Origin of the sequence: Plantactinospora alkalitolerans (assembly GCF_015690345.1) — a bacterium.
GTDB lineage: Bacteria > Actinomycetota > Actinomycetes > Mycobacteriales > Micromonosporaceae > Plantactinospora > Plantactinospora alkalitolerans.
The window spans coordinates 18123-30198 of sequence record NZ_JADPUN010000217.1 but is presented as its reverse complement, the minus strand read 5'-3'; the positions used below and the strand labels follow the sequence as shown (position 1 = coordinate 30198).

Genomic DNA, 12076 nt, shown 5'->3' with positions numbered 1-12076 from the left:
CGACCCGACCCGACCCGACCCGACCGACCGACCGACCCACCGACCGACCGACCGACCGACCGACCGACCGACAAAGCCTAGGCGCTCGGTACATCCGGCGCCGACCTTAATTCGCCGTGTCGCCCGGCACCACCGCAATCAGAACCATCTCGGTCGCGCCTGTACGGTGTCAATACGTGTCGCGCGCTCTGAGCTGGGCCCTCGCAAGGCTGGGGCACCTTGAGAGTCATGGCGTTCCGGTTGATCTATCTGTTCGCGACCCGCATGTTTGAGGCCCTGTTCATCGCGGCACGCAGTGACAGCGCGGTGCTCGCAGAGCTGTTGGTGCTGCGCCACGAGATCGCGGTGCTTCGCCGGCAGGTCCGCAGCCGACCAGGGCTGTCCTGGCCAGACCGGGCAATCCTGTCCGCCCTCGCCCGGTTCCTACCCCGCGCGGTCCGCACCCACACCGATCGTGACCCCGGCAACCCTGCTGGCCTGGCATTGACGGCTGGTACGACGTCGCTGGACCTAATGGGCATGTAAGGGAACAACGAGCTGGACGTTTACCCAGCCGTGACGGCCGCCCGCCGGTCAGTCCCGAGGTCCCGGAGTTGATCTATCGGATGGCCGCCGAGAATCCACGGTGGGGCCACACACGCATCCAAGGCGAACTGCTCGGGCTGGGACACTGGGTCGGGCTGGGTACCGTCCGCCGGACGACGCCGCCAAACGCCGACGACGGCTGGGGGAGCCATCAACGAGTACCACCGGGCCGTCTGAACGAGTCCTTGAAACCGCAGGTCAGCAGCCGGAATCCAGTTTTGGCACTCTACAAGGTGCACCATCCGGACCTCCGTCAGGAAGATCGAGTTGTTCTCGCGGCGCTGTCCCGGCTACTCCCCTGCGAGCGGTGGTCGGTCTTCTTCGTCGCCCCGGCCACGCTGAGCCCTTTCCATCGCGATGGTGCTGGTCACGGTGGGTGTGGGAGGGCCAGGATTGGGGTGAGGTGAGGCTCCCTTTTTCAACGTGGCCAGGGCCGTACGGACGGTACAGGGAGGCGTTCAACGCGCTTTCGAGCGCCGGAATGTGCACCAGGGCCGGCTACTCACGTCCAGCGATGATCAAATGATCCACTGTCACCGTACGACGGGGGTCAGGCTTGTCGCCACCTTGCCCGGATGTCACCCCGCTGCCACGAACAAACCATGCGCACTCCGCGGACGGTGTACCCGAGCGCCCCCCTCGGCTTACAAAACGCCCCTGGGTGCACCCCCTGTTGGTAACGCGGCGACTGCTTCGGACTCGGTGTCAGCTTGCGCGTCGAAGGTATGGTCGTGGGCTTCGTCGTCCCGGGCGACGTCCTCGTTGCTGTTGGCTCCGGGCGGGCGGCGAGCGTCGGTGGTGGCCCGGGGATTTCGCTCACCGGCCGCCACGTAGGTTTGGCGCGCTCATTGTTGCGGCACACCATCGGCGTCCCGTCAGCGGCCTCGGCGATTTGCCCCGGTTCTATGCATGCGTCCCCGACCGACGGCGCGATGGGGTCGGAAGCGGGCGATACGGCCCCTACCTGGTTATGCTGCCTGCTCTGCTGGACCTCCTCGACGATGAGGCCGACTCCTAGGTTCCCCGAGCCGGCGACGAGGAGTGCAGCGACGACAACGAGCTGCTTGCCTCGACGGTTGAGGCGCATGAACCACTTCTGTCGATTTCGCGGTGGCGTCGCGGTCGGGGCCGGTTTCCAGGGGTAGGACACCTTGGCAGTGTCCTGTCAGCAGTCAACCCCCGTCGATCGGATACTCGGTCACTCAGCTCGGTGAACGGCGTCGTTCCGGCCACGACCATCCACTTGCCGGGCTCATCGACACGCTCGATCTCAAGGTCCCTGTCGGCGGTCAGTCGAGCGTCCGGCTGCAACTCCTTGATCTCGTCGAGGTTGTCGCCGGTCCACTGGTCTCAACCACACCCCCGCCGGGGCGCGCACCTGTTGATCCCGGTCAAGGCCAACCAACCGACCCTGTTCGCGCAGCTCAAGACCCTGCCGTGGGCGCAGATCCCGATCGGCCACCAGACCCGCGACCGCGGCCACGGCCGGTCCGAGACCCGCACTGTCAAGGCCGTCACCGTCACCACTCCCGGCGGGATCGGGTTCCCGCACGCCGAACAGGCCATCCGCATCACCCGAACCCGCACCATCACCAGAAGCGGCAAGACCAGCCGCGAAACCGCGTACCTCACCACCTCGCTGCCCGCCACCGACGCCCACCCAAACGACGTGCAGGAGTGGATCCGCCGCGAGTGGCTGATCGAAAACCTTGTCCACCATGTCCGGGACGTAACGTTCCGTGAAGATCTTTATCAAGCTCGGACCGGTAACGGACCCGCCGTCATGGCCACCCTACGTAACATCGCGATCGGCTTCCACCGACTCAGCGGGGAAACCAACATCGCCCGCGCTACCCGACGCGCTAACCGCCGCCCCCACGACCTCATCACCGCCATCACCAGCACAAACCCCAGAACGCAAGACCCTGCCACGGCCGACGTGGGCGGCCCGCTGCTCGCCGGGTCGTGGTAGCGGGCCGCAAGACGCGCCCCGCACAGCCTTCGTCTACTGCGATACCGTATCGGCATGAGCACAGCGCCCGCGAGCGGCGGGCATGAGTCGAACTCGGTGCCGGTCTTGCCGGAGGCAACCGTTGCGGGCGACTGGACCATCCTGGCCGCCATCGCGGCGGCCGTCGCAGGCCTGCTCTTTCGGCGCAGGCGGAGCCGACGCGGTTAACAGCGAGACCACAACGATCGACTGTCCGGCGTCGGCTATACCTCGACGGGCACCGGGCTTCATCGTGCCTGCTGGTCATCCGCGCCGACCGGGCCGATGCGCCGACAGCGAAGCGGCCAAGCGCGGTATGCCCGGCCGGGAGCGAAACGGCCAAGCGCAACATGCCATCCCGGACGCGAACATGCCGCTTGCGGCCCACCTTTCGCCCTTCGGCCCGGGTGGCCTAACCCGGGCTGAGGGACGGCTACTTCAGGGTCTCGGCCAGCTGGGTGAGGGATTCGGACTGCCCGGCCGTAATTCCTGAAGAGCAGAGCTTCCGGGCTGCCCTCGAAGGTGTCCGGGGAGGTAGAGAACCCATGATCACCTAGGCGATCTCACCTGCCCCGGCCACCTACACAAAGGCCGATCACCCGTATAACCCCAGCTCAAGCGGCCATCCATCGAACACACAATGGCCCTGCCGCGGCCCCGACAAGGGTTCAACGCGTCGAACGATCCCACGACGCAACGGCACCGTTCTGGCACCGTACACGCCGCAGTGGCGAGCCCGTGCGTGACTGGCTGAGGCCCGGGTAGTCAGCCTGTTTACGGGGTCGTCAGATTGCAGTCGCGGCAAGATCGTTCAGGGCTGCGTTGATGACGGGCCAACACATGCTTAGCGTGTCTCGGTCGGGCGCGTGCCCGAGTCGCACTTGAGCATTGGGATGCACGAGGTTGCGATATTCGCGAAGGACACTAGCGAATCTGCGAACATCGGCTTGTATCCACTTATTCTGATGTGCGGCTTCGATCAGATCGCTGAGATACAGCTTGTCGGGCGATCTTGTCCCGTCAGGCATCCGCGTCTTGACCGCGTCGAGAAGGACCCCCTCTAGCAGGCTGCCAAGCATTATAATCGCACTTGTGTAGGCGCCGTTACGGTCACAGATGCGCGCTTCGTTGAGTCGGTCTTCGAGCACGCTGGCGAGTTCTGGGTCACTGATGAGATCTGTTATGGATACATGTAGAGCGGTCTCTGGTGCGGCCTGCTCGTGGTCCGACGCCGGCTTGTATGGACGGACAGTGGGACGTCCCTGAGCATGTATTACTTCGTAGCCCTCGGCGGCGAGGAGCACGTTGATGATCTGGGTGACTTCAGCTACCGCGAGGGGTTCATTGCGGTGGATGTACTCGCGTCGGTCGACGAGCCGACAGACAACGGCGTCTATAGCACCTGGCACCGCGCGGCGAGCGCGTAGGTGTTGGGTGAGCCAGTCGCGGCGATGTTCGCCGTTGTAGCGGGGCACATTGTCCCAACCGGCCTGTTGCAGCAGTTTGGGAAGTTCGGTTCCACGCCTGTAAACGGGCAGGTCCTCCCCGCCACATGCGATACGTGCGATTTCTTCGAGAGTGTTGTCATCAACGCCTTCGAGCATATTCGGGTCTCCTAGCTGTCGTCTTCGACGTCCGTAAGGGGCGCGGGCTTCCAACGGGCTTGGTGGCGGGGGGCGGGTGGTAGCGAGCGTGGCTCGACGCCTCGCTGTTCTAGCTGTCGCCACAGCTCCTCAAGGGCGGCCTCCGGGTCCAAGAGGTACTCGCTCTCTCTGATGCGGACGAACTGCCACCCTGCCCGTCGCAGCTCTCGCTCTCGCTGAACATCGCGCTGGAGTTGGTCGGGGTCTTTGCCGATCTCGGGGGTGTCGCATTCGACGGCAAGTCGTCCGTTATCGCCAATCACAACGAGCCCGATGCGGTGGTTGGCGATCGGATACTGAGGTACGACGGCGTAGCCCTGTCGGCGCAGTTCGAGAAAGACTCGTTGCTCAAGCAGGGATTGGAAGGGAGGTTGACGTTTATCAGGAGGGGCGTCGTCGAGGCTAGGGTCGGTCGTAAGAGTCGCCGGCGGATGGAGCATGTAAGTCACCAAGGAGTGACGCAGGTCGGTTGCGGATAAAGTTTCCGATGATGTGGAGACGAAGAGCCACATTTGGTCTTTGGCTCGAGTAGCCGCGACGTTGTAGCGGCGTCGTTCGGCACGGGCGGTGAGCGCCTTCTTCGCCCTTGTGACCACCATCGATAGAAGGACGACGTCACGCTGGTCGCCTTGGAAGTCGGGCGGTTGGCCGACTCGGATCGCGCGATCCTTCCGATCGACCGGGTCGATGCGCTGATCGAGCAGGCTTTCGATGACCTGGACCTGCCGCCCGGTCTGTAGTGCGATGATTCCGATGCTCTTCCCGCGATACAGGGGGTCCTCGATCATTTTCTGTACTTGATCGACGATGGCTTCGGCCTCCGCACGGTTACGCAGGCTTGCATCTCTGCCCTCTTCTATCGCGTCCTTCACCTGCACTACCTTGAGCGGATCGAGTCGGTCCGCACCGAATTGACGTAGGGGTACGAGACGGTTGTCGTAAAACTGTGCTGAGGACCATCCGATGATCTCGGGCATGGAGCGGAAGTGTTCCGAAAGCCGGATGACCTTTGGGAACTTCGTGGACAGTAGTTCGTAGAGATTGGAGTCGGGCCTGAAGTCCTGTCGTTTGTGAAGGGGCAAGCTGTCGAGGTGACGGTCAAGGCTGTCGAAAACAGCACTGCTGTCGGTGTTGGGACTTTGCCCGGGCGCGCACTGTTGCTCGTCGCCGACGACGACAATTCGAGGCGCGAGCCACAGCAGGAAGAGTGCTTCGATCCCGGCTTGACTGGCCTCGTCGACGATGACGACGTCGAAGGCGTCCGCTTCTGGTGGGAGGGCGTCGGCGATCTCCGCGAGCGGCATGATCCAGGCTGGGACAGCATCGCGAGCTTCAACCATGGCTGCTTGAGCGGCTTTCTGAGCCCGCTCCTTGTGTCGTCCGTGACCTCGGCCGACGGCGCTCACGTGGTTCTTGTAGGACTGCAGTGCCGCGCGCTGTGGTTCAGTCATGCGGGTGAGGCAGTGCATGAGCGCCTGCTTGCCGGCGAGGTTCCCGGTGACCTCTTGGAGACGCTGTTCGATGTCGTCGATGTGCTGTTCGTAGGTCTGGTCGAGGCCGGGCTGTCGCGTTAGGTGGTGGTAGGCGACCGCCGTGCCCCAGGACCACGCGAACTCGAACTCGCTGAGCCGGTCGTGCCAGCTGGGGTCTTCGATGCTGCGGGTCAGTCGGTGCGCTAAATCGGGGTGCGCCTGTGTGAGGGCGTGAGTCAGTGCTTCGCAGCGCTGCTGGGCCTTTTTGTCTACGCGGCCCTGGTCGAGCTGCGCACGCAGTGCGGCGTAGCGGTCGAGGTCGCGGGTACGAAGTGCTGTGTGGAGTTGGGTCAGTTCTGGGGCAGCCTGCTCTCGCAGGCTCCAAAGATGGAGGGCCTCGGTTGTTTGAGTCAGGCTCTCTGCGGCTTGCCGGGCTCCTGCTACGACGGATTTCGCTCGCATCACAGCGACAAGCAGGTCCCAGTCGGCTGGGTTTCGCAGTGCATACCTGATGCCCTGCCGGCGTAGTACCTGCTCGATGCCGTCGCGGGCGGTGATGAGTTTCCTAATGGCCTGGGCATTGCGGGAAGTGTCGTTCAGCTGGGCCACCCGTCGGCGCAGTGGCCCATGAATGACGGGTACGCCTACCTCTGCCCAAGCATCTAGAGCTCTAGTCACCGCTATCTCGGCTTGCAGCAGCGTGATGATCACGCTCAAGTGATTGACAGTACTGGGTGGCGTACCGTCAATCATGCAAGTCTCAAGAAGGTCCGTGGCAGTCAGTTGCGCTTGTGGTCGGAGGACCCGGCGCAGACGGCGGCCCCTCGCTAGGTGGGCGCGTAGCCGTTTAGCCTGCCCTAACAGACGGGACAGTTGATGTGGGGTCTTGGGAGCGGGACCGAGATCGATCTCGGTGCCGTCCAGTGCGGTAAGGGTATGACTGTGGGGTTCCACTTGGCCGATCTCGTCGAACAGGGCGTTCCAGTACGCCGGATTCCGTCGTGCTAGGAGCGTTTCGGCCGCTCGCAGTCTCCAGTCCGCCGCGTCCCACTCAGTGAGTATGTCGGGTAATCCGCAGGTAGCGAGCGCGTCAGCCGCAGTGTCGATATGACGTTCAATCTCGCCGAGTGAGGCGTCGGTCAGGTTAGCCAAAGTCCAGGCTGGGGCGGACCGGTCGGTGCCGAGGATGCGTTCGGCTGCGGCGATGGTGGTCACGATCGCGGTAATCCGACCGGGGGGCGGGACGACATCCGGCTCGGGGATGATCTGGTTGACGCGTGCGCGACGCTCCTCCGTCTCGGAGGCGAGCAGACGCCACAGCTCGCGACCTTCGTCGCTCGTGAGGGGTGGGTCGGGCGGCACGCCCACTGGTAGTGGTTCAATCCAACTGTAACGGTCTCGGCCGGCATTGATCGAACTCACAAGATCTCTGAGGGTGCCCGCGTACCCGCGAGCGATCGCTGGGTGCTTGGTGTGCTCCTGCTCTCGCACCAGCTGTAGGTCGCGGATAGCCCGGTCCAGCTTGGTGTTCAGGTCAGTGCGCTGCAGTCGCAGCTTCGCGATGTCACGCCGGAGATCCTCAGGCTTCGTCAGGGCCGCCAGGTCGGACAAAGCGTTGATGCTGCGGCCCAGCTCGTCACCGCCGCCTCGCTGCAACCCGTTCATGGCAACGCACATCTGGCGGACAGCAGGCGGCAACTGGTCACGCAACACCTGCAGGGCTTGGCCCTTTTGACTGGTGATCAGCACCCGCTGGCCGTCGGCCAGCAGCGCGCAGATCAAATTGGCAATGGTGTGTGTCTTGCCGGTACCAGGTGGCCCCTGCACAACAACGACCGTGTCTCCGCTGAGATCTTCGAGCACCCGACGCTGCTCGCCGTTACTCGCGCGAGGAAACAACGGGTCGGCGCTGATCATCCGCCGCTGGCCCTGCGGCGTGCTCTGCAACCATCGCAGTCGCTGCTCCGCATCGACCTCGGATACGAGCTGCGCCAACCCCAGCGGGCTAGCGGCGTCCGGCCCGTCAAGACTCGCCGCGATGGCTGCGTAGAACTTCTCAAATCCGCGATTGTCACGCGGCCGAAGGTAGACAGCAGGAGCCAGAGTCACCTGGGCAACCTCTCCGCCATCCAGTATCGGCGGTTCCCGGTGCTGCGGATCGAACGACAGCGGCGCGTTCCAACACCGCTTCTTCCATTCGTTCAGCAGGGTCGACACACCCGGCGAGAACGGATAAAGCGCGGTTAGTTCATCTTGCCAGGGTCCGCGGCCGTGAAGCGGCTTATAAGCATCCGTCAGGTTTCGCAAGTCCCCGTCTTCGAACTGCGCCTGCGGTCCTGTCGGGAGCACCAACCGCAAGGAATCCGTCTCCAGATCACGCTCAATGGTAACAAACCAGATCAGTAGGTGGCGGCGCAGTGACCAGCCTGACGCATCGGAGGAGGTGAGAAGACCCACGCCGAGGACGAGCTCTTCAACGTCCGCACGCTGTAGCGCCTCCCGTTCCAGCCGCTCGAGCTGCTCGTAGCAGAGTCGCTGGGAAGCGATGTCGTGCTCCTCGTCTCTCCACTCCCGCCAACGCTCAAGCCAGTTCTGGTAGGTGTGTCGTACCGCGTCGGGAACCTCGACATCATCGACTGAGTGCTCCGACCCTGGGGGTCTGAGCTGCGGCTCAGGTCCGTCTGGGGTGGTCCACTCCGCCTGGTCAAGCCAGGCATGAATCGACGAGGGTGGCACGATAGGACTCGGTAGTGGGGTGCGGTTGACCTCGAGGAGTACGCGCGGATCGGGCGATCCGGCAAGGCGGGGCGCGTGGGCTAGCCAATAGGGCTTGCGACCGGTGAGGGTGTCACGAGTTTGGCGGCGGGCACCCCTGACCTGTGCCTGTAGGTGGGTGGCCAGCCCACGGGTCAGCCGAATGATTTCAGGGTCTGTCGGTGAGGGAGAGTCCAGCATCCTGCCTCCTTGGGCTAGCCCAACAGCACAGGATGCATCGAGGCCACCACACTGGGCAACAGTCCCAGCGTGAGTGAATCACGCTCGCATCGTCTTGAGCACCGCTCGCCCCAGCGCCGTTGCGGTCGCGCATAAGTGACACGGGAGCCACCCCCTGTTGTCAGGCTCTAGAAACCGCCTGTGCGATGGGATCGCGGTGCGGTGCGGCGGCGTGTCCAGCCGCCACGAGTGAGCAGGGGTGACACCGACGGAGGAACGCCTCGGTGACCTACTGACGTGGTGAAGGTTGACCCGCCTTGCGCGCGTGCCGCCCGGCGCGCAGCGCGAAGCGCCGAAGCGCCGAAGCGCCGAAGCGCCGAAGCGCCGAAGCGCCGAAGCCACTGCACGCCTCGTCCTCGGCGCCGGCAAGCCCGGCAAGGAAATCCGGCATCAACTGCGCCGCAGTCGGGACACACCGCAGGAGCCTGTCGTGGGCGTGCGGGAGCCGTCAGCAGGTCCGATGTCGACCGCAGTGGAACCGTCACGGGTTGGGAGCGGTTTCAAGGTGCGGGATTCGGATCGCCGCAGTCTTGGCCGGTTTGCGCTGACGTTTCTCTAGGTCATCGACGAACCGAGTTTGATGGTGCGACGTTTGAAGGGCACTGGGCCGCCTTCAAGGTGATATAGCGTCAGGACGTTGAGGTCATGTCGTTCTAGAGATCCGGTGGCCTCCACGGCGCCGTTCTTCGCGTCCGAGATGAGGGTGATGATCATTTCGGCGTCGGCGGAGACAACGAGGCCAGGGCTGCGGGTTGCGAAGATGTACTGCCGGCTTCCGCGCAGGTCGCGAAGCTTCGCCACGAGGTATTCCTCGATCCATGGCGCGTGGAGTGCGTCCTCGGGCTGGTCGATGATCAGGGGGTCGTTGCCGTCGGCGAGGGCGATGATCAGGATGGCGGTGCACTTCTGGCCGTGGGCGAGCCGCTCGATCGGCACGTAGCCGTCGTTGCTGTGCTTGCGGAACTCGACGGAGAGGCCGTCGTGCAGGTCGAGGGTCTGCATCCGCAGGAAGTCCTCGATGGCGTCTTTTTCGGTCACATGCTCGAACAGGGTCTCGATGTGCTTGCGCTCGGCGCCGGTGGCGGCGCACACGCCGTCGACGTCCCCGGTGAGGAACGAGCGGACCAGCTTGACGGGGGTGGAGTTCTCGCAGATCTGCTGGAGGACCGGACCGCGCAGCCGGGAGCCTTTGGCGATGCCCGTCAGCTCAGTTAGGTAGGCCGCGTCGTCGTTCTCGGGGAGCATTTTGATCCGGACGATGCCGACCATCAGCTTGTTGAGCGCCTTGATCCGGTCATCACGGCGCCGCCGTCGTGCCTTGCGCGCCTCGAGTAGCTCTGAGATCAGCTCCTCCCGGTACGCCTTGGCCCTGGCCAGGTTCGGCATGAACTCGTCGTTCAGCTGGGTCTGCTGCGCGTCGAGTTTCGCCTTTTCCGTCTGCAGTTCGACTAGGCGGGTCCGCAGCGCGCTGAGCCCTTTGTTGTCGGCGCCGATGCGGCTGACTGCTTCGGCGAGCTGACGGTCGAACTTCCGGTATCGATCGAACCACTCCTGCTGGACATCGGCCAGTTCCTTGTTGACCGCCAGCAGGACCTGGGACAGCTGCGCGTTCGCCACGTCGATAGCCTCACCCAACTGGCCGAACGCCGCCTGCGCCCGCTGGTAGAGGTCGTGGTTGTCGGCGACGGCGGCCGGGCCCCGGAATTTGCCTCCGCTCTCAGTCCGGGCGGTGACCTTCAGTTCGGGAATGCCGACCAGGGGCTCAAAGAGTGCCTTCTCCGTGCTCCAGCTCGCCTGCATCTTGACGGTCTCGCCATCGAACAGGCCGGACAGCTCCTCCAGCCGCTTCTCGACCTCCGGGAGGGTCTGCAGCTTCCGGCAGGCCTGCGCGATCTTTGACTCGAGTGAGCCGATGAGACGCCCGTTGTCGTTGAGCCGGGTCAGCGCGTCCATTACGCGGATCTCGAACTCGGTCAGGTCTAGGGCGGCGTCGATGAGCGCCATCCGGCCGACCGGTGTCCGCGCGTACTCGATCACCTCGCTTTGCGAGAATCCGATGATCGCGATCCGGCCGGAAAGCCCTGTCATCTGCTCGGTGTCGCCGATGAACTCCGGCTGTGTGGACCCGTCCTCGAAGTACGCGCGGCGAACGAGGCACCGCGCGTGGCCACGGGTCAGTACGACCTCGACGGTCGAGCCGGAGGTGAGGGCGTACTTGAGTCGTGACTCGACCTCTCTGCGTACCTGCGGGAAGTCCCCGGCGTCGGTCTGCTGGTCGAGCGCGAACCGGACCAACTCGATAAGCAGCGACTTACCCGCGCCGGTCCCACCCAGCAAGCAGTTGAGATCGCCTGAGAACTCGAACTGCTGACCGTCGAGGAACCCGCCGGTCACCGTTACGGACTCAATCACCGTGTGCTCCGGTCCCGAAGGCTGCACAAGGCTGACCGCAACGACGGATCCGCCAGCGCGTGCCGCAGTCCGCACAGATCCGGCCTCGATGCCTTGATCCAGGTCCGGCGGTTGCCGATGCCGTGCAGGACATGGAAACTCGCGCCCGGTGCCGTGGTATCAGAGCTGCGGACGAGCGCCAACTCGCGCTTGCCGTCGAGCCGCGTCCTGATCCTCTCGGCCTCGGTGATGTCGACGATCTCGACCGCGGCGATGGCCGGGTCCAGCAGCGTCTGGTTGACGTGGTCGGCCACGGGAATCCGGAGCAGACCCTTCTCGCGGTCGGCGTGCGCCGCGATCGCCAGGCCGCCCCTTGCGGCAATGATCTTCGCCGTCTCGGCGAAACCAGTCCGCAGTGCTTTGTGAAGGTCGCCGTGGTCGGCGCGGAGCACCTTGAGCTCGACAAGAACGTCCTCGATGAACTGTCTCGCAGTCCCCTGCTCCCAGATGGCGAGGAGATGCCCTTCGGCCGTGCTGAGTTCCACACCCGGAAGCACCACGAGGGACGTGTCCCTCGCCGCCTCGGCCATTACGTCACACCAGCCGGCGGTGTTGTGATCGGTGACGGCGATCGCGTCCAACCCCGCCCCGATCGCCGCGTCGACGATCTGTCGGGCTTCGCTGGCGCCGTAGGTAGAGACATCAACATCCCCCGAGGCCGGGGTATGGACGTGCAGGTCAACAGCCCAGAAGCGCGCGGGCCCGTGCTTCGCACCCACCGACGACACCGCCCGGCCGTTCTCGGTTTGTGCTGTCGCTGACGTCAAAACTCGCTCCGTGTGTTCCGTCGCCTTCGTCCGAGCGTCCGGGTCGACACTGTAACGATCAACCGCCGAGAGAGAGACGCGACACTCAGCCACACGCGCCAACGTTGGACAACAGGGTGAACACCCACCAGACCATCACGGTCGGCCATCCACCGTTCCGCCCGTGACCACCCG

7 protein-coding genes are annotated in these 12076 nt (G+C 64.4%); 3 read left to right on the top strand and 4 right to left on the bottom strand.

Translation table 11 applies throughout. From position 1 onward, the window contains the following. Nucleotides 1-228: 228 nt before the first annotated feature. Together I0C86_RS24595 and I0C86_RS24590 are read left to right on the top strand one after the other, a co-directional pair. Nucleotides 229-525, top strand: coding sequence for a hypothetical protein (locus I0C86_RS24595; RefSeq protein ID WP_196203651.1), 297 nt, complete (start codon nt 229-231; stop codon nt 523-525). A 1270-nt stretch (nt 526-1795) separates the two neighbouring features. Then, a complete protein-coding gene (locus I0C86_RS24590; RefSeq protein WP_407676347.1) occupies nt 1796-2557 on the top strand; it encodes an ISAs1 family transposase in 762 nt (253 codons plus the stop codon). A gap of 803 nt (nt 2558-3360) precedes the next feature. On the opposite strand, the gene I0C86_RS24585 is transcribed toward I0C86_RS24590, so the two are convergent. Then, the gene (locus I0C86_RS24585) at nt 3361-4179 is read right to left on the bottom strand and encodes a hypothetical protein (protein WP_196203650.1); all 819 of its coding nucleotides are present in this window, start codon (nt 4177-4179) and stop codon (nt 3361-3363) included. An 11-nt stretch (nt 4180-4190) separates the two neighbouring features. Further along, the gene (locus tag I0C86_RS24580; protein WP_196203649.1) at nt 4191-8645 is read right to left on the bottom strand and encodes an AAA domain-containing protein; all 4455 of its coding nucleotides are present in this window, start codon (nt 8643-8645) and stop codon (nt 4191-4193) included. 286 nt (nt 8646-8931) lie between these two features. Between I0C86_RS24580 and I0C86_RS24575 the strand changes: the two genes are divergently transcribed. Then, complete coding sequence (locus I0C86_RS24575) at nt 8932-9243, top strand: hypothetical protein (protein ID WP_196203648.1); 312 nt, start codon at nt 8932-8934, stop codon at nt 9241-9243. Here the strand turns inward: I0C86_RS24575 and I0C86_RS24570 are convergent. Continuing rightward, nucleotides 9240-11096 carry an AAA family ATPase gene (locus I0C86_RS24570; protein ID WP_323373827.1) on the bottom strand — a complete coding sequence of 619 codons (1857 nt, stop codon included), beginning with the start codon at nt 11094-11096 and terminating at the stop codon, nt 9240-9242. The genes I0C86_RS24575 and I0C86_RS24570 overlap by 4 nt on opposite strands. Next, complete coding sequence (locus tag I0C86_RS43680; protein ID WP_230394708.1) at nt 11093-11995, bottom strand: PHP domain-containing protein; 903 nt, start codon at nt 11993-11995, stop codon at nt 11093-11095. Before I0C86_RS43680 ends, I0C86_RS24570 begins: the two co-directional genes overlap by 4 nt. Nucleotides 11996-12076: the final 81 nt, after the last annotated feature.